General features: G+C 62.5%; 24 protein-coding genes. 10 read left to right on the top strand and 14 right to left on the bottom strand.

Annotated features, from left to right (window positions below; genetic code table 11):
* Positions 1-43: 43 nt before the first annotated feature.
* The gene (locus AC1RJW_RS06480; RefSeq protein WP_493044290.1) at positions 44-454 is read right to left on the bottom strand and encodes a DUF4440 domain-containing protein; all 411 of its coding nucleotides are present in this window, start codon (positions 452-454) and stop codon (positions 44-46) included.
* Complete coding sequence (locus AC1RJW_RS06485) at positions 451-1872, bottom strand: MFS transporter (protein ID WP_493044291.1); 1422 nt, start codon at positions 1870-1872, stop codon at positions 451-453. The genes AC1RJW_RS06480 and AC1RJW_RS06485 overlap by 4 nt, the downstream gene beginning before the upstream one ends.
* Before the next feature lie 127 nt (positions 1873-1999).
* Between AC1RJW_RS06485 and AC1RJW_RS06490 the strand changes: the two genes are divergently transcribed.
* Both AC1RJW_RS06490 and AC1RJW_RS06495 read left to right on the top strand, forming a co-directional pair.
* Positions 2000-2902, top strand: a complete 903-nt coding sequence (locus AC1RJW_RS06490; protein WP_493044292.1) for a LysR family transcriptional regulator — start codon at positions 2000-2002, stop codon at positions 2900-2902.
* A 138-nt stretch (positions 2903-3040) separates the two neighbouring features.
* Positions 3041-3868 (top strand): hypothetical protein, encoded by an 828-nt coding sequence (locus AC1RJW_RS06495; RefSeq protein ID WP_493044293.1) that lies wholly within the window; start codon positions 3041-3043, stop codon positions 3866-3868.
* 33 nt (positions 3869-3901) lie between these two features.
* Here the strand turns inward: AC1RJW_RS06495 and AC1RJW_RS06500 are convergent, their stop codons facing one another.
* The 4 genes from AC1RJW_RS06500 to AC1RJW_RS06515 form a co-directional block, all read right to left on the bottom strand.
* Positions 3902-4957: a bifunctional nicotinamide-nucleotide adenylyltransferase/Nudix hydroxylase gene (locus tag AC1RJW_RS06500; RefSeq protein ID WP_493044294.1), complete on the bottom strand. Its 1056-nt coding sequence runs from the start codon at positions 4955-4957 to the stop codon at positions 3902-3904.
* Positions 4954-6669 (bottom strand): NAD+ synthase, encoded by a 1716-nt coding sequence (locus AC1RJW_RS06505; protein WP_493044295.1) that lies wholly within the window; start codon positions 6667-6669, stop codon positions 4954-4956. Before AC1RJW_RS06505 ends, AC1RJW_RS06500 begins: the two co-directional genes overlap by 4 nt.
* 95 nt (positions 6670-6764) lie before the next feature.
* Positions 6765-7277, bottom strand: coding sequence for a ClbS/DfsB family four-helix bundle protein (locus tag AC1RJW_RS06510; protein WP_493044296.1), 513 nt, complete (start codon positions 7275-7277; stop codon positions 6765-6767).
* Positions 7277-7921: an ArsR/SmtB family transcription factor gene (locus AC1RJW_RS06515; RefSeq protein ID WP_493044297.1), complete on the bottom strand. Its 645-nt coding sequence runs from the start codon at positions 7919-7921 to the stop codon at positions 7277-7279. Before AC1RJW_RS06515 ends, AC1RJW_RS06510 begins: the two co-directional genes overlap by 1 nt.
* A gap of 63 nt (positions 7922-7984) precedes the next feature.
* On the opposite strand from AC1RJW_RS06515, the gene AC1RJW_RS06520 reads away from it, so the two are divergent.
* Positions 7985-8473, top strand: a complete 489-nt coding sequence (locus AC1RJW_RS06520; protein ID WP_493044298.1) for a DUF2938 domain-containing protein — start codon at positions 7985-7987, stop codon at positions 8471-8473.
* 10 nt (positions 8474-8483) lie between these two features.
* Here AC1RJW_RS06520 and AC1RJW_RS06525 read toward each other — a convergent pair whose 3' ends face one another.
* From AC1RJW_RS06525 to msuE, 4 genes are all read right to left on the bottom strand, one after another.
* Positions 8484-10955, bottom strand: a complete 2472-nt coding sequence (locus AC1RJW_RS06525; protein ID WP_493044299.1) for a DUF3772 domain-containing protein — start codon at positions 10953-10955, stop codon at positions 8484-8486.
* Positions 10956-11257: 302 nt separating this feature from the next.
* Positions 11258-12283, bottom strand: coding sequence for a methionine synthase (locus AC1RJW_RS06530; RefSeq protein WP_493044300.1), 1026 nt, complete (start codon positions 12281-12283; stop codon positions 11258-11260).
* Between the two features lie 23 nt (positions 12284-12306).
* A complete protein-coding gene (locus AC1RJW_RS06535) occupies positions 12307-13287 on the bottom strand; it encodes a DUF1852 domain-containing protein (protein WP_493044301.1) in 981 nt (326 codons plus the stop codon).
* Between the two features lie 66 nt (positions 13288-13353).
* Positions 13354-13935 carry an FMN reductase gene (gene msuE / locus AC1RJW_RS06540; RefSeq protein ID WP_493044302.1) on the bottom strand — a complete coding sequence of 194 codons (582 nt, stop codon included), beginning with the start codon at positions 13933-13935 and terminating at the stop codon, positions 13354-13356.
* A 127-nt stretch (positions 13936-14062) separates the two neighbouring features.
* On the opposite strand from msuE, the gene AC1RJW_RS06545 reads away from it, so the two are divergent.
* Complete coding sequence (locus AC1RJW_RS06545; RefSeq protein WP_493044303.1) at positions 14063-14968, top strand: LysR family transcriptional regulator; 906 nt, start codon at positions 14063-14065, stop codon at positions 14966-14968.
* 27 nt (positions 14969-14995) lie between these two features.
* Here AC1RJW_RS06545 and AC1RJW_RS06550 read toward each other — a convergent pair whose 3' ends face one another.
* Together AC1RJW_RS06550 and glmS are read right to left on the bottom strand one after the other, a co-directional pair.
* Positions 14996-16138, bottom strand: coding sequence for a serine hydrolase domain-containing protein (locus AC1RJW_RS06550; protein ID WP_493044304.1), 1143 nt, complete (start codon positions 16136-16138; stop codon positions 14996-14998).
* 151 nt (positions 16139-16289) lie between these two features.
* Positions 16290-18119, bottom strand: a complete 1830-nt coding sequence (gene glmS / locus AC1RJW_RS06555) for a glutamine--fructose-6-phosphate transaminase (isomerizing) (RefSeq protein WP_493044305.1) — start codon at positions 18117-18119, stop codon at positions 16290-16292.
* Between the two features lie 161 nt (positions 18120-18280).
* On the opposite strand from glmS, the gene AC1RJW_RS06560 reads away from it, so the two are divergent.
* The gene (locus AC1RJW_RS06560; RefSeq protein WP_493044306.1) at positions 18281-18754 is read left to right on the top strand and encodes an Lrp/AsnC family transcriptional regulator; all 474 of its coding nucleotides are present in this window, start codon (positions 18281-18283) and stop codon (positions 18752-18754) included.
* A gap of 652 nt (positions 18755-19406) precedes the next feature.
* Here AC1RJW_RS06560 and glmU read toward each other — a convergent pair.
* A complete protein-coding gene (gene glmU / locus AC1RJW_RS06565) occupies positions 19407-20783 on the bottom strand; it encodes a bifunctional UDP-N-acetylglucosamine diphosphorylase/glucosamine-1-phosphate N-acetyltransferase GlmU (RefSeq protein ID WP_493044307.1) in 1377 nt (458 codons plus the stop codon).
* 26 nt (positions 20784-20809) lie between these two features.
* On the opposite strand from glmU, the gene AC1RJW_RS06570 reads away from it, so the two are divergent.
* The 5 genes from AC1RJW_RS06570 (at position 20810) to AC1RJW_RS06590 (ending at position 24179) form a co-directional block, all read left to right on the top strand.
* On the top strand, positions 20810-21715 hold the full coding sequence (locus tag AC1RJW_RS06570) for a DUF6279 family lipoprotein (RefSeq protein ID WP_493044308.1): 906 nt from the start codon (positions 20810-20812) through the stop codon (positions 21713-21715).
* A gap of 196 nt (positions 21716-21911) precedes the next feature.
* A complete protein-coding gene (gene rsmD, locus AC1RJW_RS06575; protein ID WP_493044309.1) occupies positions 21912-22571 on the top strand; it encodes a 16S rRNA (guanine(966)-N(2))-methyltransferase RsmD in 660 nt (219 codons plus the stop codon).
* Between the two features lie 112 nt (positions 22572-22683).
* Entirely contained in the window at positions 22684-23181 is a 498-nt protein-coding gene (coaD, locus tag AC1RJW_RS06580) for a pantetheine-phosphate adenylyltransferase (protein WP_034752633.1), read from the top strand.
* Between the two features lie 14 nt (positions 23182-23195).
* Positions 23196-23462 carry a YfhL family 4Fe-4S dicluster ferredoxin gene (locus tag AC1RJW_RS06585; RefSeq protein WP_070218911.1) on the top strand — a complete coding sequence of 89 codons (267 nt, stop codon included), beginning with the start codon at positions 23196-23198 and terminating at the stop codon, positions 23460-23462.
* A gap of 108 nt (positions 23463-23570) precedes the next feature.
* Positions 23571-24179 (top strand): chalcone isomerase family protein, encoded by a 609-nt coding sequence (locus AC1RJW_RS06590; RefSeq protein ID WP_493044310.1) that lies wholly within the window; start codon positions 23571-23573, stop codon positions 24177-24179.
* Positions 24180-24245: 66 nt separating this feature from the next.
* Here AC1RJW_RS06590 and AC1RJW_RS06595 read toward each other — a convergent pair whose 3' ends face one another.
* Entirely contained in the window at positions 24246-24551 is a 306-nt protein-coding gene (locus AC1RJW_RS06595) for a hypothetical protein (RefSeq protein WP_070218913.1), read from the bottom strand.
* Positions 24552-24735 lie beyond the last annotated feature (184 nt).

The following is a 24735-nucleotide window of genomic DNA, read 5'->3' on the forward strand; positions in this document are numbered from 1 at the left end:
ACGGCTTGCCTGCCTGTAGGAAAATGCCGCGCGCGGCATTGCTTTACACGGCCGCCGGCGCCACCCACGTCTCGTGCAAATGGCGCCACAGCAGGGCCCCGCTGGCCGTTTTTTCATACACGACGGTCGACAGGCGCTCCGTGTTTTCTGCGCCGGGCATGGACTGAAACTCACGGTAGGAGACGGTGGCGCCGGCCGCGCTTTCCTGTATCAGAACGAGATCCGAAATGCGCATCTGTAAACCCGGACGGCTGCCGCCGGCGGCGCGGAAAAACGCCGCCAAACCGGCGCCATCGAGCTGCTTGCCAGCGGGCGCCACCATCGTGAAACCGGGCGAGAAACGCGCGAGCAAATCAGCGCAATGTTCGGGCGCCGTGGCTGCGCCGGAAAGCCATGCGCGGATCAGCACATGCGTGGATAAAACGTCGTCAAAATAAAGATTTGTAGCATTCATTTTTTGCTTGCTCCATGGTGATGTAAAAGGTCGAGAACGGCGCGGTTATCGATGTGCAGGCACAGCGCCAAAGGCAGCACGCACGCGCTGGCGGCCAGCGCAAAGCACCAGTGAAACACCTGCGCCGCGCGCGCATGCAGGGCGGGGTCGTCCAGCGATGCGATACCTTGCGCGGCCAGCAAGCCGTTCAGCAGTACGCTGAGCAGCGCCACGCCCAAGCAAAAGCCCAGCTGGCGGTTGATATTCCACACGGCGCTGGCCTGGCTCAGTTGCGCGTCCGGCGTGCGCAAGAAGGCCGTGCTTTGCGCCGTGCTGCTGCACAAGCCGCCGCCAAAACCCATCACGGCATACGCGCCGGCCAGCCAGAACAACTGATCGGCCGCATCCACCCGCAGCAGCATCAGCATGCCCGCCGCCTGCAGCAGGGCACCCGCGATGAACAGGGGCTGCGGCCCCACGCGGCGGTAGCTTTTGCCCGTCAGCGAAATGGCCGCAAACGAGGCCAGCGCCCACGGCAGCATCAAGGCGCCCGCCGTCGACGCCGGCATGCCCAGCACGCCCTGCAGGTACAGCATGGCCAGCAGGCTCACGCCCATGAAGACGCCCGGCACCAGCAGATACATCAGCATGGCAATGCGCAGCAGCGGTTCGGCGGCCAGGCGCAGGTTGAGTAGCGGCGTCGACTTGCGCAGCGCGCCGCGCACATAGAACACGGCGCAGGCGGCGCCCAGCGCCAGCACGCCGGCACCGGCCAGCAGCTCGCCCGGCGTACCGAGCATGGTCAAGCCCAGCAACAGCAGCAAGATCGCCGTGCTGCCCGCCAGCAGGCCGCCCACGTCGAGACGGGGCACGGCCGCGCGCGGCGGGTCGGGACGCAGCCAGCAGGCGGCCAGCAGCAGCGCCAGCGCCGCGAACGGCACGTTCAGGTAGAAAATCCAGCGCCAGGAAAGACTATCGACGATCACGCCACCCAGGGCGGGTGACAGCGCGGGCGCCAGCAAGCCCACCAGCATGATGACGGAGGACAGGCCGGGTCGTTCGGCAGGCTGGTATAGCTGGTAGGTCATGCTTTGCCCCAGCGGGATCAGCAAGCCGCCGCCGAGGCCCTGCACGCAGCGCCAGGCGATCAGCGCCTCGATCGACGGCGCCAGGCCGGCGCCGATGCTCGCGCATAAAAAAGTTAGCAACGATGCCATGAACACGGTTTTGCTGCCATAATAGGCAGCAAGCCAGGCGCTGGCGGGGATGACGATGGTCAAGCCGAGGATGTAGGCCGTGCTGATCCAGGCCAGCTGCGCCACCGAGGCATGCAGGGCATGGCCGATGTCGGGGTAGGCGACGCTGGTGATGAACATGTTGATCAGGTCGACGAAAAACCCCAGCAGATAGATGGCCGCCACTTTTTTGCGATAGTCCATGGTGCTCCGAATGGCAAACGGCCAGCTTAAGCGCCGCAGGCCATTTGCGTAACGGGCCAGCCCCGATTACACTGTCAAATAAATTTTGACAAACCCCTGAAAACCGCATGCCTCCTCATTCTTATTTATGATCAGTCTTGACCGCCTGGGTATTTTCATCGCCATCGTCGACGCCGGCTCCCTGACGGCTGCCGCCGCCGTGCTGGGCCAGAGCAAGGCCGTCGTCAGTTTTAATCTGAAACAGCTGGAGGCGGAGCTGGGCGTGTCGCTGCTCACGCGCAGCACGCGCAGTCTGGCGCTGACCGACGTGGGACGGCGCTTTTACGAGGATTGCCAGCGCGTGCTGAGCGAGGCGCATGGCGCCATCGAGACGGCGCGCCAGGGCCAGCAGGGCTTGCGCGGTACCTTGCGCCTGACTACCACCGTCGAATACGGCAGCCGCACGGTGATTCCCGCGCTGATCGCCTTCGCCGCCGCCCATCCGCAGCTGCAGATCCAGCACTCGTCGTCATCGTCGCATGAAGACCTGATCTCGGGCCGCTACGACCTGGCCATCCGCATGGGTTCCCTCAACGATTCGAGCTACCGCGCCGCGCTGATCGAGCCGTACGCGATCTGGCCCGTCGCCTCGCCCGCCTACCTGGCCAGCCTGCCCGGCCAGGGCATCGCCACCTTGGACGACTTGCAGCGCGCGCGCTGGCTGGCGCACAGCCGCCTGGCCTCGCCGCTGCGCTGGGACGTGCACACGCCGGACGGCCCCGCCGCCTTTGCCGTGCAGGACGACGCCGCCATCCATTCCGACTCCGCCTCGGCCCTGCTGGGCTTTGCGCTGGGCGGCTGCGGCGTGGCCCTGCTGCCGCAGTGGCTGGTGGAGGGGGAGGTGCGCGCGGGACGCCTGCGCCGCCTGCTGCCCGGCGTCGTCTTCCCGGAGCAGGGCGTGTATGCCGTGTATCCGAATACCCAGCATATTGCGGAAAAGGTGCGCGCCTTTATCGACTTCTTGCGCGCGTTCGTGGGCACGCCCGCATAAGTTTCACGTGGCGCCACGGCATCCATATCACGTCGTTAATACTTGATCAGTACAACGATTTCCAAGGGGCAAACGGGCGCCCCTTTCGGTTTTCACGGCCTACACTGAAGGGACGTTGTTCATCGAATGGAGACCATCATGGCACATACATTGGCAGCAGTTTTCGCCGTGCGCGACATGGCCGAGCGCGCCCGGCACGACCTGATCACGGCGGGCTTTCCTGGCGCCAACATCCGCCTGCACGATGCGGGCAGTGACGAATTTTCCGCCACGGAAAATATCCGCCGCGACGACAGCGACAGCCTGCTCGACAGCGTCAAACATTTCTTTACGGATCTGTTCGGCAGCCACGCCGACCGCCACATCTATGCGGAAGCCGTGCGGCGCGGGCATGTCGTGCTGACGCTGGAGGGAGCCAGCGACGCCGATATCCAGCGCGCCACCGACCTCGTCGAACGCTACGCGCCGCTCGACATCGATGCGCACGCCGACCACTGGCGCGCCGGCGGCTGGCAAGGCGCGCCGCAAAACGACAGCGCGATGCGCCAGGGCGCCAGCATGCAGTCCGGCGCGCCATCGCAGCAGGGCACGTCCGCCGGCAACCTGAACGAGGCAGCGGCATCGCAGCAATTTGCGGGCGGCATGGCGCCGCCGCCGTCCGGCGCGGGCGCCAACGTGCGCCGCTATCCCGGCGCCGACAACCTGCCCGGCACCAGCTACGACGACGAGCAGTATTACCGCAACCACTGGAGCAGCCAGTATGCCTCCAGCGGCGCGCGCTTCGACGACTACGATCCCGCCTACCGCTATGGCCATTCGATGGCGGGCAGCGACAGCTACCGGGGGCAAAGCTGGGAGCAGGTCGAACCTGAACTGCGCAGCAACTGGGAACACACGTATCCCCAGTCGGCGTGGGACGACTTCAAGGCGGCCGTCAAGCATGGCTGGGAGCGCGTGACGTCCTGAGCGCCGCGGGGCGCTGCGGGCTCCCGCCGTCCTTCAGCGCCCCTCGTGCGTGAGCTTCAGGAAGTGGTTCAGGATGTGGAAGTGGTCTTCGAAGAATTGCTCTTCCATGGCCGGCAGCGACGCCACGGGCACCCACTGCGCCAGCGCCGCATCGTCGGCCGCCGTCACGGCCGGCAACTGGCGCGTCTTCAGGTCAAAGTAATGCGCATGCGTGATGGTGCGTCCGCGCTGGCTGCGGTCCGGGTGGTCGAACACGGCCACGCCAACCAGCGCCTCGACGAGGGTGGGCGCCAGCACGCCCAGCTGGGTTTCTTCCGCCAGCTCGCGCAGCGCGCCCTGCAGCAGGCGTTCGCGCGGCTCCAGGAAGCCGCCCGGCAAGGCCCACAGGCCCTTGCCGGGATAACCGCCACGGCGCACCAGCAGCACGTGGCCGCCCGTCTGCACCAGCGCGTCCACGGTGCAAAAGATGGGCGCATACGGCGCCGTGCGCCAGCGCGCCTTGTAGGCCTCGATGGCGCGGTATTCCTGCACCAGCGGCGCGTACCACGGCAGCAAGGTCCACGCTTTTACATACTGGCCGATGGCCGCCGGCAGCAGCTGCGCCACGGCGCTCAGCGACACGTCGACATCTTCCGCCTCGAACAGCACGTTGCGGATGGCCGTCGCGCCGATCGGTGCGCCAGGGTCGATCTCCAGATTGAGCAGCTGCCAGTGCGGGAAGTGGTGCAGATAATAGCTGGTGGCGTCCTTGAAGCAAGCCACCAGGGTGACGCGCTGCGCCGCAGGCACGGTGCCCGCCACGGCGCGCCGCACGGCGTCGGCCCACAGGCCGTCATCGTAGTAATCGCGCACGGCCACGTAATGCACGCGCGCGCGCTGATCCTCGGGCAGGGTGGCGGCGATCATGGCGGCCCGCTCCTGCCACGTAAACGGGTTCTTAGGGCTGCGCGCATGGAAGGCGGAACCGAGCACCACCACCACTTGCGCGGCCGTCGCCAGCGCCTTCTGCAGCAAGCCGGCATGGCCATTGTGAAAAGGCTGGAAACGGCCGATCAGGATGGCCGCGTCGGCGGAACAGGCGAGGGTCATGCGTCGTCTCCGGTGGGGTAGTGGGCGGCGATCGGCAATTGGCGGCCGCTGCCAAAGGCGCGCGACCGCACGCGGATGATGGGCGCCGCCTGGCGCCGTTTGTATTCGTTGCGGGCGACCATGCCGAGGATACGCGTCACGAGAGCCCGCCCCTCGTCCGTCTCGCGCAGCTGGTCGACCAGGGTCAGCGCCTGCGCGCTTTCGGCCGCCGGCAAACGCCGTCCCTCGATATGCCACTTTAAAATGTCATCGAGCACCGGGTACGGCGGCAGGCTGTCGGTGTCGCGCTGGCCCGGCGCCAGTTCCGCCGACGGGGGTTTATCGAGCACGGCGGCGGGTATCAGTTCGCGTCCGGCGCTGGCATTGATGTGGCGCGACAGGGCGAACACCTCCGTTTTATACAGGTCGCCAATCAAGCCCAGGCCCCCGTTCGTGTCGCCGTACAGGGTGCAGTAGCCGACCGAGATTTCGCTCTTGTTGCCGGTGGTGAGCAGCAGGGCGCCGAACGCATTCGAGTATTCCATCAGGATCGTGCCGCGCACCCTGGCCTGCAGATTTTCCAGCGGCAGCCCCTGCAGCTTGCCGTCGAAGGCCCCCGCGTAGCCAACCTCGTATTGCGCCACGATGTCGCGGATGGCATGCGTGTACAGGGCGATGCCCAGGTTGGCGCACAGGGCGACGGAATCGGTGACGGAGCCGGCGCTGGAAAACACGGACGGCATGGTGATGGCCACCACGTTATCGGCGCCGAGCGCCTCGACGGCCAGGGCCAGGGTCAGCGCCGAATCGATGCCGCCCGAGCAGCCGACGACGACTTGCGTAAAGCGGCAGCGGCGCGCATAGTCGCGCAAACCAAGCACGATTTGACGCCGCGCAAACTCCACGGCGGGGATGCCGTCCGGGTCCGGCACGGGAAACGCCGCACCGTCCTTCCGCGCGAAACGGCCATCGGCAAAACGCAGCAGCTGGAAATCTTCGACGAAGCGGGCCGCCTCGAATTGCACGCCGTCGCCGGGCGAGATGGCGAACGAGGCGCCGTCGAACACCAGCTGGTCCTGGCCGCCCACCTGGTTGACGAACAGCAGGGGCAAGTTGACGCGCTGGCAGGCGGCGCCAAACACGGCGTGGCGCTGCGCGCGCTTGCCGATGTCGGACGGGCTGGCATTGATGCTGACGATGAGATCGGGCCGCGCCGCGTGCAAGGTTTCAAAAGGGTTGACGGCATAGGCGCGGCCGTCGTCGTTCCAGCCATCCTCGCAAATCATGAAACCCACCTTGCAGCCGGCGATATCGAGGGTGCAGGCGCCGGGCGGGCCCGGCTCGAAATGGCGGCCCTCGTCGAAGATGCCGTAGGTCGGCAACAGCTGCTTGTAGTATTCGGCGACGATATGCCCGTCGCGGATGGCCAGCAGGGCGTTGTACAGGGGCTTGCCGACGCCGGGATTCGGGCGCGCCGTGCCGATGACGGTGACCAGCGCCGGCCAGCGCGTCGATGCTTGCAGCAGGGTATCGAGCGCCTGCTGCAGGCCGCGCAGGAAGGCGGCGTCCTCGAACAGGTCGCCCGGGTAATACGCGCACAGCGACAGTTCCGGGCATACCAGCAAGTCGGCGCCATCGCTGCTGGCGCGGGCCATGCGCGCGGTAATGGCGCCGACATTGGCGTCGAAGTCGCCCACGGTGGGATTCATCTGGGCGAGGGCGATGGTCAGCATGGCGATCCTTCATTGGTTACGCTTGAAACCACTATCCTGCCTGAAAAATTTTCTGAGCGTACTGATGTAATCGTGCAAGCCTGCCGGTCGCTGCGCTACAAGGTCTTGCGCCACGCCCGCAAGCGCGTGCGCGCGTTCGCATACGGCGACGACGTATTGAACTGGATCATGCGCCCCATCGTGTAATGCGTGTACCAGGGCTGGCCATACAATTGCGCATCGTCGTGCGCGTCGACCAGCGCCAGCAGCCGGTCTTTCGCCTGTTCCAGGCGCTGCAGCAAGTCGTCCATGCCCAGTTCAGCATAGTCGGCATAAAAGCGCTGCGCCAGTTTTCCCAGAGCGTTCCACGTGAAACCTTCGGCGGGAAAGGCGATCTCGTCCATGCGCTTGCCGTCGCGCAGCTGCGCGTGCCAGTGCAAGACCAGCTCGTTCCAGCCCACCAGGTAGGCGAGCAGATCGCACACGCTCATGCGCGTGCCTTTCACTTGCCCCTCCAGCACGGGATCGCGCGCCAGTGTGGGCGGCACGCGCGCCAGCTCCTGCATCAGCTTGGCGTACGTGCTGTTGATGGCGTCGACCAGTTCCTGCTTGCTGTTCGGGATGGCCATCACGCCGCCCGGATCACCGGCAAGCCGGCTGCCTGCCAGTCGTCGTAGCCGCTGCCGAGGCGGCGCGCATGCAAGCCGTGCTGGCGCAGGGCCGCCACGGCCTGCACGGACAGCACGCAATACGGGCCGCGGCAGTAGGCGGCGATTTCTGCGTTCGCGGGCAATTCGCCCAGGCGGCGCTGCAAATCGTCAAAAGGAATATTAATCGCCCCGGGCAAGTGACCGGCGGCAAATTCCTGCGCGGGCCGCACGTCGAGCACGGTGATGCTGGCTTCCTGCATGCGTTCCAGCAGCTCGTCGCCCGTGATCGCTTCCACATGGTCGCCCCGGCCCAGCGCCTGCAATTCGCTGCGCTGGTGCTGCGCATACACGTCCAGCGCGGCCAGCAATTGCACGACGGGGCCGCTGCCGAGCCGGTACAGCACGCGCTTGCCGTCGCGCCGCGCCTGCACGAAACCGGCACGCCGCAGCTGCTGCAAGTGCTGCGAGGTATTCGCCACGGACAGGCCCGTCAACTCCACCAGCTGCTCCACCGCATACTCGCCGTGCACGATCTGCTCGAGCAGACGCAGACGCGGTGCGCTGCCTAAAATATGGGCAAACCCGGCGGAACCGGTAAGCAATTCAATATCAGCATTTTTCATTGACACGATGCTAGCACCCTTATAACATTCAAGCAATCAATTGAATGTTATAAGGGAGACACGATGCAAATACTCTGGCTCGATGCCCTGGCGATCGGCGTGGGCGCGACGGCAGTGATGGATGTGTGGGCGGTGGCATTAAAGCGCTTCTGGTGCATACCCTCGCTGAACTTTGCGATGGTGGGGCGCTGGCTCGGCCATTTGCCGCGCGGCACCTTGAGCCACGTCAACATCGCCCAGGCGGCGCCCGTGCGCGATGAAGCCATCCTGGGCTGGACCGCCCATTACGTGATCGGCGTGCTGTTTGCGGCCGTGCTGCTGGCGCTGGTGGGACAGGAGTGGGTGCAAGGGCCGACGTTCGCGCCGGCCCTGCTGGCGGGCCTGGTGAGCGTGGCCGCGCCGTTTTGCATCTTGCAGCCGGGCATGGGCGCCGGCTTGGCCGCCAGCAAGACGCCGCATCCGGCGGCCGCCCGCCTGCGCAGCCTGATGGCCCACACGGCCTTCGGCATCGGCCTGTACCTGGCGGCGCTGCTGTGGTCGACCGTGCGCTGACTTGTGCCGATTAGCTCGTCAGCGGCGGCACGGGGGCGGGCGCCGGGGCCGGCGCGGCGGCCACCGCCGAGATGGGCGGCGCCTCGGGCTGGGCCGGTACGCTGCTCAGCACCATGGTGCTGGGCTTGGAGATCGGCATGTTCGCCGCGTGCAGGCGCTTGAGCAGGTCGAACAGCAGATTGCTGCGCACGCCATACGACAGGCGCGGCGAGCCCACATAGCCGGTGGCGTTGAACATCAGGTAGCCATTGTCGATGCCGTCGAGCTGCACGCTGGGCGCCGGCGTGTCGAGTATGTCGTGATTGTCGACAAAGGCGGCCAGGATCAGCGCGCGCGCCTCGTCCGCATCCGTGGACAGGGGCAGCGGCAGTTTCAGCTGCACCAGGCCCAGGGGATTGGCCAGGGTCACGTTGCGCACCGTCTTGGTGATGAATTCCGAGTTCGGCACGATCACCGTGGAACGGTCGCCCAGCTGAATTTCCGTGGCGCGCACATTGATGCGGCGAATGTCGCCTTCCACGCCGCCCAATGAGACCCAGTCGCCCACTTTCACAGGGCGCTCGGCCAACAGAATCAGGCCGGAAACGAAGTTCTGCACCACCGCCTGCAAGCCGAAGCCGATACCCACCGACAAGGCCGACGCCACCCACGCGATGCGTTCCAGGCCGATGCCGGCCGCCGACAGGGCCAGCGCCACGGCCAGCACGCCGCCGATATAGCCGAACAGGGTAATGAACGACACTTGCATGCCGGAATCGAGATTGGTGGTCGGCAAGTAACTGTTCTGCAGCCAGCGCTTGAACAGGCCCAGCGCAACAAAGCCGACGACCAGCACCAGCAGCGCCTGGATCAGCGCGCCAGGGCGGATCGCCACCTCGCCGATGGCCAGGCCATCCTGCAGCTTGCCGACGCGCTGGAACAGCTCGCCCGGCCCTTCGCCGAACGGCGCCAGCAGCAGCATCAGGGCCAGCAGCACGACGATGGCGCGGCCGATGCCCGACAGCAGCACGGCCGCCTGGTCGCGCGCCTTGGGCGTGGCCAGCACGGGATTGACGGCGTCCGGCGGCGGCGGCGTCGAGGCCAGCAGCATGCAGATATCGTCAACCAGCACCGTCAGCAGATAGGTGCTGCCCACCACCACGATGACCCAGGCGATTTGCTTGGCGACAAAGCTGCCGAAGGCCACATAGCCGACCAGCAAACTGATGACGCTCGACGCCAGCGCCAGCCACAGCAGCACCGTGACGCAGCGCAGCCACAAGGGCGTGAGCAGGGTGGCGGGATCGGCCTCGCGCAACAGGCGCCAGCAGCGCTCGGCGCGCATCAAGCCATACGCGATGGTCGTGCTCATCACCAGGGCGACGATGCAATTGACGGCCACGGCCGTCGACAGGCCCGCATTGATGACGATGGTGACCCGTTCCGTGGCCCACACGAGCACCACGATGAAGGAAAACATCGCGGGAAAATGGCGCAGGCGGTGCGCCAGCGCATCGGGCAGGGGCAGCAGACGCCACGACACGCGCCACGGCGACAGCAGCGCATGGCCGAGTCCCGCCGTAAAACCGGCAAAACAGATGATGCCGATCAAGCTGCTGAGGAAAGTCGAGGTTTTTTCGGACAGGCCGCCCTCCCAGCGCAAACCCATGGCCAGCAATTCAGCCACCAGCCCCGGCGTGGCCAGCGCCAGCACCAGCACGGCCAGCGCATGCAGCGAGCGGCGCAAACGGCCATGCGGCACGCGCGTGGCCGTGACCACCAGCAGATAGCGCGAAGCCCAGACACTGGCGCCGATCACGGCCACGATGCCTGCCAGCAAGCCGCCCCAGGCCGACCACGGCGTGGCGCGCGCCGCGTTGCCCAATTCCTGCTCCAGCGCCCGCAGACGCTGCAGATTCTGCGGCAATTCGGCGTGCAGCTGGTTCCAGAACGAGCCGGCCAAAATCGAGGCCGTGCGCTCGCCCAGGCGCGCCTGCAGCTGCGCGCGGCGCGCCGTCGACACCTGTTCCGACGCCTGCGTCGCTTCCACGGCCAGCAAGCGCGCCAGTTTTACCTGCGCATCGAGCGCGCTGCTGGTGCGGTCCAGCTGGCTGCGCTGCGCCGCCACGTCGGGGGCATCTTTCGTGCCCGCCGCCGGCTTGCCCAGCTCGGCCAGGCGCGCCTGCACGCTGGCGAGCGTGGGCGTGAGCGCCTCGGCGACCTTGTCCGCCTCGGCGCTGGCCGCCAGCGCATCGGCGCGCATCTGCGACAGGGTCGCATCATCGAGGTCAGCCTCGCCATCGAGCGCCTTCTGGATGGTCGTAATCTGCTTGCGCAAGCCATCGAGGCGCTGGTCGGCCGTGGCGGCGTCATCGACGGGCTGCGACCAGGCGGCAGGTGTGGATAAGGAACAAGCCAGGAGCAGGCTCAATAGCAGCGGCAGCAGCCAGCCGCGCCAGCGCGGGCGCGCGGAAAAAGAGTGGGGGGTACGGAATGAAATCATGCGGTCCTATCGGCCAGGTCAATACGGGTGAAAACGAGACGGCATCGCGCCGGCAGGCGCAGCGGCTACAGCGGCCGGCGCCGGGGCGATGGGTATTCCGGGAATTGCTGAACTGTACGGCAAACAGCGACAGCCTAGCGCACTCCTGCGATAGATGGCGGAAATTTTCGTGCGGCAAGAAACTGGGGAATATAGATGAGCATGTCCGCGCAAGCACGCAGCGAATTGCCAAACGAAAAAGCAAGCAATTCGCTGAGCGAATTCCTTGCTTTTCACCAAAACTTCGGTACTTCACCAGCCGGCTAGGCGATTTCCCTTCGGATGATTTCCGCGCCGGCACTAAGCGCATTGAGTTTGCCTCTTGCCACGCGACGCGCCAGGGGCGCCATGCCGCAGTTGGTGCTCGGGTAGAGCTTGTCGGCATCGACAAAGCGCAGCGCCTTGCGCAGGGTATTGGCCACTTCCTCCGGCGTTTCAATGGTATTGGATGCCACGTCGATGGCCCCGACCATCACTTTTTTGCCGCGTATGAGTTCAATCAGGTCGATGGGCACGCGCGAGTTGTGGCATTCCAGCGAGATGATGTCGATATTCGATTGCTGCAGCTTGGGGAAGGACTCTTCATATTGACGCCATTCGGACCCCAGCGTATTTTTCCAGTCCGTATTGGCCTTGATGCCGTAACCATAGCAAATGTGCACGGCCGTTTCGCATTTGAGCCCTTCTATCGCCCGCTCCAGGGTGGCGATGCCCCAATCATTCACTTCATCGAAGAAAACATTGAAGGCGGGTTCGTCAAACTGGATGATGTCGACGCCGGCCGCCTCCAGTTCCCGCGCTTCCTGATTGAGGATCTTGGCAAATTCCCAGGCCAGTTTTTCGCGGCTTTTATAGTGGCTGTCATACAGCGTATCGATCATCGTCATCGGACCTGGCAGCGCCCATTTGATCGGCTGCGTGGTCTGCTGGCGTAAAAACCTGGCATCGTCGACAAACACCGGCTTCGGGCGGCTCACCGCGCCGACGACGGTCGGCACGCTCGCATCGTAGCGGTCACGAATCCGGACGGTCTCGCGTTTGTCAAAATCGACGCCGCTCAGGTGCTCGATAAACGTGGTGACAAAATGCTGGCGGGTTTGCTCGCCATCACTGACGATATCGATGCCTGCCTGCTGCTGCTCCTGCAGCGACAAACGCAAAGCATCCTGTTTGCCCTCAATCAATTCCTCGTCCTGTAATTTCCAGGGCGACCAGAGTTTTTCAGGTTGCGCAAGCCAGGAAGGTTTGGGCAAGCTGCCGGCAGTTGACGTAGGTAATAATTTTTTCATGATGGTGATTTCGGGTATTGTGATTAATCAGAGAGCGTGGCGGCAGCCCATTGTTCAAGAACATGCTTGTAGGGCTTGATGAAGTGCTCTTCCGTATATTTGCCCTGCTTGACAGCCAGCTGGCTGCGCTCTTCCCGGTCATAGACAATTTGCGTCAATGAATAATCCTGATTCTTCAGGCTGGGCTGATAGCATTTCCCGGCCGCGGCATTGGCGTTGTAGATTTCGGGCCGGTAAATCTTTTGAAAGGTTTCCATCGTGCTGATGGTGCCGATCAGCTCAAGATTGCTGTAGTCGGCCAGCAGGTCGCCGATAAAATAAAACGCCAGCGGCGCGGCACTGTTTGGCGGCATGAAATAGCGCACTTGCATGCCCATTTTCTCGAAATAGGCATCCGTCGAGGAGAACTCGTTTTGCCGATACTCGACGCCCAGGATGGGGTGCTGATTTTCCGTCCGCTGATAGGTCTTGCTGCTCGAAGCGCTAAGGCAGATGACCGGCGGCTTGCTGAAACGCTCTTGATAAGCATCGGATCTGACAAAGTGCTTGAACAGCTTGCCATGAAAATCGCCGAAGTCATCTGGTGCGCTGAATGCGGATTGATTGTTGTTGTGCTCTGGCAGCACCACGCTGAAGTCGTAATCGCGCACGTAAGAGGAGAAGTTATTCCCCGCAATGCCCTCGATGCGTTGTCCGGTTTTTTTATCAACAATATTCGGCTTCAATATCTCGATCAACGGGATATTGCCGCCTTTGACATCGATATTCAACTCGACGGAAATGATTTCGAGCTCGACAGAGTAGCGGTCTGCCTTCGGGTTGTCCCAATGCGCCAGGCTGTTGAAGCGGCTGTCGATCATTTTCAGGGTGTTGCGCAAGTTCTCCTGGCGGCTCGTTCCCCTGGCCAGATTGGCAAAGTTGGTCGTCAGGCGCGTATTGTCCGATGGGTGATAGTTTTCATCGAAAACAATGCTCTTGATGCTGAATACAAAGTCGTTGCTCATGGTGTTCTGCTGTCCTGATTTCTGCGAAAGAATGAATGTGTTGCTTGCTGCCCGCGGTGATGCGTCTCAGGCTGCGGCCAGCTCGTCAGCCGTGGCCGAGCTCGCATGGCGCGTCAATGCGATCAAGGGCAAGGCCCGTTGCACCGCCAGTGCGGCGCGCTGGATCAGCGCCTCGTCCTGCAGACGGTAGTCGAGAAAATCCTTGTCGGTCGCGTAGACGCCCAGCGGCAAGGTGCGGGCCTGGAAAAAGCTGAACAGCGGCCGCAGCTGGTGATCGATCATCAGGGCATGGCGCTCGCTGCCGCCGGTGGCCGCCAGCAGGACGGGCTTGTCGACCAAGGCATCCTGCTGAATGAAGTCGAAGAAGTGCTTGAACAGTCCCGTGTAGGAGCCGCGATAGACCGGGGTTGCCACCACCACGATGTCAGCTTGCTCGACCGCCGCAAGTTCCCGCTCCACCGTCTCGGGCAGCTGCGAGCGCCAGGTCGCGCCGGCCAGATGCGGCGCCAGCTGGCCCAGTTCGACCAGGCGTTGTTCGCACAGCACTTCGTCGGCGATCAGGTCCATCAGGTGCTCGGCCAGGGCTGCCGCCTTGGAAGGGCGTTGCAGCCCGCCGGAAACGGCGACTATACGCAGGGGACGTGTCATGGTTGCTTTCATAGGATGGATGCGCGAAGGCCGGTAAATGTCGGCAGCAGGGAAGTGGATGATAGCGGGAGGAATCGATGAAGTATAATGGTCATATTTCATACATCCATGAATATGGCTCATTTAAATGCTTGAACGCATCCACCTCAGCATCGTCCAGCAGGTCGAAAAACAGGGCTCGTTGACGGCCGCCGCAGGCGTGCTGCACCTGACCCAGTCGGCCCTGAGCCACAGCATGAAAAAGCTGGAACAGCAGCTGGGCACCGACGTCTGGCTGCGCGAAGGGAGAAATTTGCGCCTGACGCAGGCCGGCCAGTATCTGCTGGCGGTGGCGAACCGGGTGCTGCCGCAGCTGGACCTGGCCGAAGAGCGCCTGGGGCAATTCGCGCAGGGCGAGCGCGGTGCGTTGCGCATCGGCATGGAATGCCACCCCTGCTACCAGTGGCTGCTCAAGATCGTGTCGCCGTATCTGGCCGCCTGGCCGGACGTGGATGTGGACGTCAAGCAGAAGTTCCAGTTCGGCGGCATCGGCGCGCTGTTCGGCTACGAGATCGACCTGCTGGTCACGCCCGATCCGCTGTACAAGCCGGGGCTGGCCTTCGAACCCGTGTTCGACTACGAGCAGGTGCTCGTCGTGGCCAGGGGCCACGCCCTGGCGTCGGCGGCGTATGTGCAGCCCCGGCAACTGACGCAGGAAGTGCTCATCAGCTACCCCGTCGACATCGAGCGCCTGGACATCTATAACCAGTTCCTCTTGCCGGCCGGTGTCACGCCCAAGCGCCACAAAGCCATCGAAACGACCGACATCATGCTGCAGATGGTGGCCAGCGGCCGCGGCGTGGCCGCGCTGCCGCGCTGGCTGGTCGAGGAATATGCGGCCAAGATGGACGTGGTGCCCGTGCGCCTGGGCGCACGCGGCATCGCCAAGCAGATCTTCCTGGGCGCACGCGAGACGGACACCGCCATCGACTACGTGCGGGCCTTCATCGCACTGGCGCGCCAGCCGGTCATTGCGATTGCGCAAGGAAGCTAAGCACGCACGCCTGTTCGCTGGGGCCGGTTACCGCGCGCCTTCCATGGCTTCCAAGGTGTCGAAAATATGCGCCAGCGCGCTTTCCATGGCGCCGGCCGTAGCGTCGCCGCTCTGGTTGGTGATGATGAAGACGCCAAGCTGATACTTGGGAACGACGTAGGCGTAGCTTTGCGCACGCGGCACGCCGCCATGGTGGACATAATGCGTGCCCAGCTGGCGATTGTTGCCGATGTTCCAGAAATAGCCGATGCTGAAGTCGTCCTGAAAGCGGACCAGCGGCTGGTGCGATTCGACGACGGCGGGATGGGCGCTCAATTGCAGGCGCAGGTATTTCGCCATGTCCGGCATGGTCGACTTCAGGTTGCCCGCCGCCCCCCAGGGCAGTTGCGGCATCGGCGTGGTGACGGCGGGATTGTCGCTGTGGTAGCCCGGTGCCAGCCGGCCGGTATCCGTAGCGGTGATGTTCAGCCGGGTATCCTGCATGCCCGCTTCGCGCGCGAGCCATTGCGTGAGCAGGACGTCATAGGGCATGCCGTAGATTGTTTCGAGCGTGTGCGCAACGAGTTCGGTCCCGGCGCTGGAATAGGCGTAATCCTTGCCGAGCGGCCCCTTGATGCTGACGGTGTGCAAGTCCTGCCAGAATTGCCGTTGTCCGTAGCCGGCGTAGGCGGCATTGAGCTTGGCCGGCGTGGCATGTGCCGTGAAATCCTTCAAGACGGTGTTCACCTGCAAGGGCAGCATGCCCGGCATATTGCTCGTGTGCGTGATCAAGTGGCGCAGGCGAATGGGCTGCCCCTGCGACTGCAGGTTCGGGTAGGCGGTCGGCAAGTACTTTTGTATGGGATCGTCGAGCGCCGCCTTCCCATCGAGCACGGCGTTCGCCAGCAGCAGGCCGGCAAAAGTCTTGCTGACCGAGCCGATTTCATACAGCGTCGTATCGTCCGGCGGATTGGCTTTGCCGGTCTCCAGCGCGCCTTGATGCAGAATGAATTGCTTGCCGCGATACACGACGGCAATCGAAGTCGCGTGCAGCAATGTTGACTGCAGCAGGGTGGTCGCGGTCTGGCGCATGGCAGCAGGAATGTCGTGCGCAGGTGCCGTGGCTGCGGGCTTGCAAGCTGCCAGCACGAGGGTCATTCCAGTCAGGATTGCGGCGAGTTTGGTCATCATGCGCACCATCGAAGGGGGACGGGCATTCTCGCACAATGGATTCGGCGGCAGAAAAAAGTCACGCGCATGGTTTTCCAGGCTAAAAGAAAACGCCACCCGAAGGTGGCGTTTTCTTTCTATTCCTGGTGGTCCGGGGCGGCGCCCGCCCGGCTTACTCCACCGTCACCGACTTGGCCAGATTGCGCGGCTTGTCCACATCCGTGCCGCGCGCCAGTGCCGTGTGGTACGCCAGCAATTGCAGCGCGACCACGTGCAGGATCGGCGACAGATCGCCGTAGTGCTCAGGCAGGCGAATCACGTGCAAGCCTTCGCCGGAGCTGATGCGCGAGTCGACGTCGGCAAAGACGTACAACTGGCCGCCGCGGGCGCGCACTTCCTGCATGTTCGATTTGAGCTTTTCGATCAGGGCATCGTTCGGCGCGATGGTGACGACGGGCATTTCATTCGTCACCAGGGCCAGCGGGCCGTGTTTCAGTTCGCCGGCCGGATACGCTTCGGCGTGGATGTACGAGATTTCCTTCAGTTTCAAGGCGCCTTCCAGGGCGATCGGGTAATGCATGCCGCGGCCCAGGAAGAGGGCGTTTTCCTTGCGCGCGAATTCTTCGGACCAGGCGATGATCTGCGGCTCGAGCGCCAGCACGGAAGCGATGGCGACGGGCAGGTGGCGCATGGCTTTCAGGTGCGCCGCTTCCTGCTCTTCGGAGAGGTGGCCATTGACTTGCGCCAGGCACAGCGTCAGCAGGAACAGGCCCGCCAGCTGCGTGGTGAACGCCTTGGTCGACGCCACGCCCACTTCCACGCCGGCGCGCGTGATGTAGGCCAGCGCGCATTCGCGCACCATGGCGCTGGTGGCCACGTTGCAGATGGTCAGGGTGTGCTGCATGCCCAGGCTGCGCGCATGTTTCAGGGCAGCCAGGGTGTCGGCCGTCTCGCCGCTTTGCGAAATGGTGACGACCAGCGTGTTCGGGTTCGGCACGCTGTCGCGGTAGCGGTATTCGCTGGCCACTTCCACGCTGACGGGCACCTTGGCAATCGACTCGATCCAGTACTTGGCCGTCATGCCCGCATACGAGCTGGTGCCGCAGGCGAGGATCAGCACGCGGTCGATCTGCTTGAAGATTTTATACGCGTCGTCGCCGAACAGTTCCGGCATGATGCCCGTCACGCCTTCGAGCGTGTCGCCGATGGCGCGCGGCTGTTCGAAGATTTCCTTCTGCATGTAGTGGCGGTACGGGCCCAGCTCGGCTGCGCCCGTGTGGGCGTGCACGGTTTTCACTTCGCGCTCGACGGGCTTGCCGTCCACGTCGACGATCCAGCAGCGCGACAGTTGCAGGTCGACCACGTCGCCTTCTTCCAGGTAGATGATCTGGTCCGTCGTGCCGGCCAGCGCCATGGCGTCGGACGCGACGAAGTTTTCACCGTTGCCCAGGCCGACGATCAGGGGCGAGCCCTGGCGCGCGGCCACCACGCGGTGCGGCTCGTCGCGGCAGAAGACGGCGATCGCGTACGCGCCGTCGAGGCGTTTCACGGCCTGCTGCACGGTCTCGAACAGGTCGCCGTTATACATGTGCTCGACCAGGTGGGCGATCACTTCCGTGTCCGTCTGGCTCTGGAAGACGTAACCGAGGGCCGTCAGTTCGGCGCGCAGTTCGTCATGGTTTTCGATGATGCCGTTATGCACCAGCGCCACGCGGGCGTTCTCTTCCGTTGGGGAAAAGTGCGGGTGGGCATTGAAGGAAACAGGGGCGCCATGCGTGGCCCAGCGCGTGTGGGCGATGCCCGTAAAACCGCCCAAACCTTCTTCCGCAATCTGCTTTTCCAGCTCGGCCACGCGCGAGGTGGAACGCGAACGCTGCAGCCGGCCATCGGCATGCAGGGCGATGCCGCAGGAATCGTAGCCGCGATATTCCAGGCGCTTCAAGCCTTCGACCAGGATGGGAGTGATATTACGTTGCGCTACTGCGCCGACGATGCCGCACATGGAAACCTCTGTCTAAAATTTAATCAATGCACGCATGCTAATGCAGAGTGAATGAAATATGCTTTCTAAATCCGTGTATTTTTGACTGAATATTTCACGACTATTTCACGATGAAATATTATTTCATTTAAACTCGATATATTTTCCAATTCATCAAAATCATGAACGATAACAATATTACCCTCGACGAGATCGATCGTCGCATCCTGAACGCCTTGCAAATTGATGCGTCGCAAACCAACAGCGAGCTGGCGCAAGCAGTGCACGTCTCGGCGCCCACCTGTTTGCGGCGGGTCAAGCATTTACGGGAAAGCGGCATCATCGAACGGCAAGTGGCCATCGTCGCGCCGCAGCTGGTAGGCGCGCGCCTGACGGCCATCGTGGAAATCACGCTCGACGTGCAGGCGTTTGAGCGCATGGCGGAATTCGAGCAGCTCGTGGCGGACGAGCCCGCCGTGCTGCAATGCTACCGCGTCTCGCCCGGGCCCGACTTCGTGCTGATGGTGCAGGTGGCCGACATGCCCGCCTACCACGCGCTGGCGCACCGCCTGTTTGCCGCGCACGCGAATGTGCGCAACGTGAAAAGCTACTTTTCCACGTTTCGCAGCAAGTTCGAGACGCGCATCGCCGTGTAGACCTGGCTGGCAGAGAAGTTATCCCCGCTTATCCCAGCCTTTCTACCCGCTTATGCACAAGTTTATCCACAGCATGAACATCACTGAATTCCGCGGCTGCCACATCCAGCCTCGCATGAGGCCCCTGAATAAATATGCATGGGCCTCCCACATAAAACTTATCCCGGCTTATCCATCGCTTGCCCACGCCTTAATCACAGGCTTTTGCACAGCCTTACCCACAACCAGGCTTTACAAAAATACCTAGAATATCCTTGTAATACAATGACTTATAAGTTATTCATGGCTTATCCAAGGATTGCGCACAAGCTTATCCACAATCCAGGCAGGCAAAAAACTGAGGCGACTTTCGTAGCCTGCGAGACTAGCTTGCCTCCTCGAACACCAAACTTGGCCAGATAACTTATCCCATCTTTTCCACAGGTTTTTCACTATTTATACGCAGCTTATACCGGCCTTATCCATCACTTGTCCGCATGCTTGTTCACATGTTTATCCACACATCAAAATACAGCAGAAATACTTGATGGAAATAAAGCTGCAACTTATCCCGGGTTGCCAGCCAACTTTCCACAGGATTATCCACAGGCACAAAAAAACGCCGCCAGCCCGGACAGGCTGGCGGCGTCATGCCGGGTGAGGCCGGTATCGCTTACTTGGGGATTTTCACGGGACGCGTCCAGCCGTCGATGGTCACCTGGCGCGCGCGCGACACCGTCAGCTTGCCGGCCGGCGCATCTTTCGACAAGGTCGTACCGGCGCCCAGGGTGGCGCCCTTGCCGACGGTGACGGGGGCGATCAGCTGGCTGTCGCTGCCAATGAACGCGTCGTCTTCAATCACCGTGCGGAACTTGTTCACCCCATCGTAGTTGCAGGTGATCGTGCCGGCGCCGATGTTGACCTTCGAACCGATGGTGGCGTCGCCGATGTAGGCCAGGTGGTTGGCCTTGCTGTGCGCGGCGACCTGGCTGTTTTTCACTTCGACGAAGTTGCCGATGTGCACGTCTTCCGCCAGGACCGTGCCCGGGCGCAGGCGCGCGTAAGGGCCGATGATGGAAGCGGCGCCGACGATGGCATCCTCGAGATGGCAGAACGGCTTGATGTGCGCGCCAGCGGCCACGGTGGCATTGATGATGACGTTGTTGGCGCCCACGCGCACGCCGTCACCGAGTTCCACCTTGCCTTCGAACACGCAGCCGACGTCGATGGTGACATCGCGGCCGCAAATGAGTTCGCCGCGCACGTCGATGCGGGCCGGATCGAGCAGGGTCACGCCGCGCTCGAGCAAGGCTTGCGCGATATTGTTCTGGTGGATGCGTTCCAACTGGGCCAGCTGCACCTTGCTGTTGACGCCCGCCACTTCCCACACGGCAGCCGGGTGGGCCGAGGTGACTGCCACGCCGTCGGCGACGGCCTGGGCAACGATATCGGTCAGATAGTATTCCCCTTGGGCATTGTCATTCGACAAGGCCGACAGCCACTGCTTCAGCTGCACGGTGGGCGCGACCATGATGCCGCTGTTGATCTCGCGGATGGCGCGCTCGTCTGGCGTGGCATCCTTTTCCTCGACAATGCGCACGATGGCGCCGTGCTCGCGCACGATGCGGCCCAGGCCGAAGGGATCGTCCTGCTCCACGGTCAGGATGGCCAGCTTGTCCTTGCCGGCCGCCTGCACCAGTTGCTGCAGGGAAGCGGCGCTGGTCAGCGGCACGTCGCCGTACAGGATCAGGGTCGGCACGCTGTCGTCCAGCAAGGCGACAGCTTGCTGCACGGCATGACCGGTGCCCAGCTGCTGCGTTTGCTCAGCGGCGTCGATCGCCAGATCCTGCTGGGTCTTGTAGCCGTCCAGCAACTTCAGCACCGCTGCGCCCCCATGCCCGTAAATCACGCATAATCGGGACGGCGCCAGGACGCGCGCCGTGTCGATGACGTGCGACAACAGCGGCTTGCCCGCCAACGGGTGCAATACCTTGGGCAGTGCCGACTGCATGCGTTTGCCCATACCGGCAGCGAGAATGACAACGTTCATAGACCGTAATTTTATAAGTTAAGAATATGAAAAAGTTTAACACGCAGGCCCCGTCTTCCACGCCCTTCCAGCGGTTTACTTATGCCGTGCTGGCCATCATGCTCGTCGTCATGGCCGGCTGCAGCGGCTTGCGCCTGGCCTACAACAACGGCGATACCGTGCTGTACTGGTGGCTGAACGCGTATGTCGACCTGGACCGCGACCAGAAGGGCTGGGTGCGCGAAGACATCGACAAGCTGTTCGACTGGCACCGCAAGACGCAATTGAAGGATTACGTGGAAATCCTGCGCACGGGCCAGAAACAGCTGCAAGGCAATATCACGCAGGCGGACCTGATGGCCGACTATGGCGAGATCAAGCAGCGCACCCAGGCGCTGCTGCTGAAGGCGGCGCCCGAGCTGGCCGACCTGGCCCGCTCGCTCAAGCCCGAGCAGATTGCGCAGATGGAAAAGAAGTTCAAGTCGAACAATGACGATTACCGCAAGAAATACCTGAGCGGCGACCAGGACAAGCGCCAAAAACTGCGCTACAAGAAAGCCATGGAGCAATTCGAACTGTGGTTCGGCAGCTTCAGCAGCGAGCAGGAAGCCATCATCCGCAAGGCGTCCGACGCGCGTCCGCTGAACAATGACATCTGGCTCGACGAACGCATGCGGCGCCAGCAGAATGTGTTGACCCTGGTCAAGAAAGTCCACCAGGAAAAACTCGGCAAGGACGCCACCGCGGCCTTGATCACGACCCTGATCAAGGACAGTTTCGAGCGCCTGGAACATTCCGAGCGCAAGGCCTTTTTTGACGCCTACGAAAGCAGCACGGCGCAGATGGTCATGACGGTGATCAAGATCGCCACGCCGACGCAAAAAGCCCATGCCGTCAAGCGCATGCAGGGCTGGATCGACGATTTCAATTCCCTGGCCACGCAAGCCAAATAGACAGCCAGCGCCAGCAGGGGAGAGGGGGCCATATGCTATAGTGGCCGCCATCGAATTGAAGAAATGGAACGCCTAACAAACCGTAGCGAGCGGCAGTGAGTTGTGGCTAAGAAGCGCAGCTGTGCGAATGCACAGTGAGCATCGCAGGCCGCAAATCGCGACGCGCAGTAGGTTTTGTTAGGTGTTTTAAATGCCCATGCAAAAGAAAATTAAGAAACCCGCCAAAGTCCCCGTCCACCACGCGCCGCCACCGAACCAGGTACGCATCATCGGCGGCCAGTGGAAGCGCTCCGTGCTGCCTGTTTTACAGGCACTGGGCTTGCGCCCGACACCGGACCGCGTGCGCGAAACCGTGTTTAACTGGATCAACCACTTGCGCGACGGCGACTGGGCCAACGCCCAGGTGCTGGACCTGTTCGCCGGCAGCGGCGCACTGGGCTTCGAGGCGGCCAGCCGCGGCGCGGCATCCGTCACCATGGTCGATACGCATACGCCCGTGATCCGCCAGCTGGAAGAAAACAAGGTGAAATTGCGCGCCGACAATGTCCAGCTGCTGCGCGGCGACGCCCTGCTGACGGCGCAAGGCCTGGCAGCGCGCGGCCAGCGTTACGACCTGATCTTCCTCGACCCGCCTTACCAGCAGGATTTCCTGGCCAAAGTGCTGCCCCTGTGCGCCAACCTGCTCAAGGAAGGCGGCATGATTTACGCGGAATCGGGCTTGCCGCTGGTCTTCGATGAAACCAGCGCACTGGAAAAGCCCGAGTGGATGGCGCCGTGGGAAGTCATCCGCGCCGACAAGGCGGGCACCGTTTATTATCATTTGCTAACTTACAACAAAGTGCCGGCAACTGCCTGAATCTGCCTATAAATGAGGCAAAAAAGCTCCCTGGCCCGAGGCGCAGCACCAAGGTGGTCACCAATTTCAGGCATAATGCGCGTCTATATTGGTGCATCATCAGGGAGCCGCAATGGTTGTAGCCGTTTATCCAGGAACATTCGATCCGCTCACGCGCGGTCATGAAGATTTGGTGCGCCGCGCATCGGGCCTGTTTGACAAGCTGATCGTCGGTGTGGCCGACAGCAAGAACAAGCAACCGTTTTTCTCGCTCGACGAACGCCTGGAAATCGCCAACGAAGTGCTCGGCCACTATCCGAATGTGCAAGTGGAAAGCTTTTCCGGCCTGCTCAAGGATTTCGTGCGCAAGCATGAAGCGCGCGTCATCGTGCGCGGCTTGCGCGCCGTCTCCGACTTCGAATACGAATTCCAGATGGCGGGCATGAACCGCTACCTGCTGCCCGATGTCGAAACCATGTTCCTGACGCCGTCCGACCAGTACCAGTTCATTTCGGGCACCATCGTGCGCGAAATCGCGGCGCTGGGCGGCGACGTCTCCAAGTTTGTCTTCCCCTCGGTGAACCGCTGGCTGCAAAACAAGATTGCCGCCAACGCTGCCTCATCGCAATAAGTAAGAGTGAAATCATGGCATTACTGATCACCGACGAATGCATCAATTGCGACATTTGCGAGCCCGAGTGCCCGAATGACGCGATCTACATGGGCGCGGAAATCTACGAAATCGATCCCAACAAATGCACCGAATGCGTGGGCCACTTTGACGAGCCGCAATGTCAGCAAGTGTGCCCCGTCAGCTGCATCCCCTTCAATCCCGCCTGGCGCGAAAGCCCGGAGCAATTGATGGCCAAGTACGAACGCCTGCAGGCGGAACTGCCTGCCGCCAAACCCTAAGCCTTTCTTCCTCGCCACGTCTGCGTGGCGCCAGCTTCTGCCAACTGTTCTACACTGTGTGCTTGTGCGGACTTATCCACAGCACATGTTTCTCTACGGAGGCAGAAGATGCAAATAAGCACATCCCGTTTGGGCCGCTCCCTGGCCGCCGCCTGCCTGTGCGCGGGCCTGTGCGCCGCCTTGGCGCAACCTGCGCTGGCCGTCGAGGTGGGCGGCGTCAGGCTGGACGACACGGTGCAGCTGGCCAGCCGCGAGTTGAAACTCAACGGCGCCGGCGTGCGCTACAAGGTCATCTTCAAGGTCTACACGATTGCGCTGTACCTGCCGGAAAAGAAAACCCAGCTGGCCGACATCCTGGCACTGCCCGGACCGCGCCGTCTGGAAATCGTCATGCTGCGCGACATCACGTCCGACGAGCTGGGTCTGGCCTTCATGCAGGGCTTGAAGCGCAGTTCCGATCAGGCCGACCGCACGCGTCTGCTGAGTCAGACGATGCAGTTCGGCGCCATGTTCGAAACGGTGCCCGGGCTGAAAAAAGGCGATATCCTCACCGTGGACTGGCTGCCGGAAGAGGGAACCTTGTGCAAGCTGAACGGCAAACAGGTGGGCGACACGGTACCGGACCTGGCTTTTTACAATGCGCTGCTGAAAATCTGGATCGGCGCCCATCCGGCCGACACGGTATTGCGCGCGCATTTGCTGGGCGACGTGGCATAACCGGCTGGCGGCTGGCGTAAAAAAAGCCGGCGCAGGCCGGCTTGTTATTTTGCAACAGTTGATCGCTCAGGCGCGCGTCGACAGGGCGCGCAATTCGGCGGCGTTGCTTGGCGACACGCCATCCATCTTGCCCAGAGTGCGTTGCAAGGCTTGCGCTTCGCGCATCTGCTGGCGCGCCAGGCGCTCTTCGCGGCTCAGCTTGGGACGCACCACCAGCACCATGGCGCGGGCAATGCCCACCAGCAATGGCTTGAACAGCAGGGCGAAGGCGCCCACGGCGACGATCACCAGCACGAGTTGCAGGGCGTTCAGCAGGGAAATCTCCAGCACGGGTGCGGATACTGCGTACAGGGCGGAGGCGAAGGTAGACATACTGTTCCAGTGCATTATAGAATTTGCCAGTACTATAGTGCAGTGCAACATATAAATCTAATTCCATTTCTTGATACCAATTATATGAATCGTGAATGGAAAACTGTAATATTTTTTTACGAGTGAAAATATTCGTGCCCGGCGCGGTTTACACTCTTAAGTAATCAATTCAACTTTTATCTTG

It is taken from the genome of Janthinobacterium sp. GW822-FHT07A03 (assembly GCF_058798815.1).

Excerpts from the sequence above, each read along its gene's own strand:
- AC1RJW_RS06545 (WP_493044303.1), top strand. The coding sequence starts at position 14,063 with ATGCTTGAACGCATCCACCTCAGCATCGTCCAGCAGGTCGAAAAACAG.
- AC1RJW_RS06595 (WP_070218913.1), bottom strand. The coding sequence starts at position 24,551 with ATGTCTACCTTCGCCTCCGCCCTGTACGCAGTATCCGCACCCGTGCTG.
- AC1RJW_RS06495 (WP_493044293.1), top strand. The coding sequence starts at position 3,041 with ATGGCACATACATTGGCAGCAGTTTTCGCCGTGCGCGACATGGCCGAG.
- AC1RJW_RS06500 (WP_493044294.1), bottom strand. The coding sequence starts at position 4,957 with ATGACCCTCGCCTGTTCCGCCGACGCGGCCATCCTGATCGGCCGTTTC.
- AC1RJW_RS06570 (WP_493044308.1), top strand. The coding sequence starts at position 20,810 with ATGAAAAAGTTTAACACGCAGGCCCCGTCTTCCACGCCCTTCCAGCGG.
- AC1RJW_RS06560 (WP_493044306.1), top strand. The coding sequence starts at position 18,281 with ATGAACGATAACAATATTACCCTCGACGAGATCGATCGTCGCATCCTG.
- AC1RJW_RS06525 (WP_493044299.1), bottom strand. The coding sequence starts at position 10,955 with ATGATTTCATTCCGTACCCCCCACTCTTTTTCCGCGCGCCCGCGCTGG.
- glmU (WP_493044307.1), bottom strand. The coding sequence starts at position 20,783 with ATGAACGTTGTCATTCTCGCTGCCGGTATGGGCAAACGCATGCAGTCG.
- AC1RJW_RS06480 (WP_493044290.1), bottom strand. The coding sequence starts at position 454 with ATGAATGCTACAAATCTTTATTTTGACGACGTTTTATCCACGCATGTG.
- AC1RJW_RS06590 (WP_493044310.1), top strand. The coding sequence starts at position 23,571 with ATGCAAATAAGCACATCCCGTTTGGGCCGCTCCCTGGCCGCCGCCTGC.
- rsmD (WP_493044309.1), top strand. The coding sequence starts at position 21,912 with ATGCAAAAGAAAATTAAGAAACCCGCCAAAGTCCCCGTCCACCACGCG.
- msuE (WP_493044302.1), bottom strand. The coding sequence starts at position 13,935 with ATGACACGTCCCCTGCGTATAGTCGCCGTTTCCGGCGGGCTGCAACGC.
- AC1RJW_RS06530 (WP_493044300.1), bottom strand. The coding sequence starts at position 12,283 with ATGAAAAAATTATTACCTACGTCAACTGCCGGCAGCTTGCCCAAACCT.
- AC1RJW_RS06505 (WP_493044295.1), bottom strand. The coding sequence starts at position 6,669 with ATGCTGACCATCGCCCTCGCCCAGATGAATCCCACCGTGGGCGACTTC.
- AC1RJW_RS06535 (WP_493044301.1), bottom strand. The coding sequence starts at position 13,287 with ATGAGCAACGACTTTGTATTCAGCATCAAGAGCATTGTTTTCGATGAA.
- coaD (WP_034752633.1), top strand. The coding sequence starts at position 22,684 with ATGGTTGTAGCCGTTTATCCAGGAACATTCGATCCGCTCACGCGCGGT.
- AC1RJW_RS06485 (WP_493044291.1), bottom strand. The coding sequence starts at position 1,872 with ATGGACTATCGCAAAAAAGTGGCGGCCATCTATCTGCTGGGGTTTTTC.
- AC1RJW_RS06515 (WP_493044297.1), bottom strand. The coding sequence starts at position 7,921 with ATGAAAAATGCTGATATTGAATTGCTTACCGGTTCCGCCGGGTTTGCC.
- AC1RJW_RS06510 (WP_493044296.1), bottom strand. The coding sequence starts at position 7,277 with ATGGCCATCCCGAACAGCAAGCAGGAACTGGTCGACGCCATCAACAGC.
- AC1RJW_RS06490 (WP_493044292.1), top strand. The coding sequence starts at position 2,000 with ATGATCAGTCTTGACCGCCTGGGTATTTTCATCGCCATCGTCGACGCC.
- AC1RJW_RS06550 (WP_493044304.1), bottom strand. The coding sequence starts at position 16,138 with ATGATGACCAAACTCGCCGCAATCCTGACTGGAATGACCCTCGTGCTG.
- glmS (WP_493044305.1), bottom strand. The coding sequence starts at position 18,119 with ATGTGCGGCATCGTCGGCGCAGTAGCGCAACGTAATATCACTCCCATC.
- AC1RJW_RS06520 (WP_493044298.1), top strand. The coding sequence starts at position 7,985 with ATGCAAATACTCTGGCTCGATGCCCTGGCGATCGGCGTGGGCGCGACG.
- AC1RJW_RS06585 (WP_070218911.1), top strand. The coding sequence starts at position 23,196 with ATGGCATTACTGATCACCGACGAATGCATCAATTGCGACATTTGCGAG.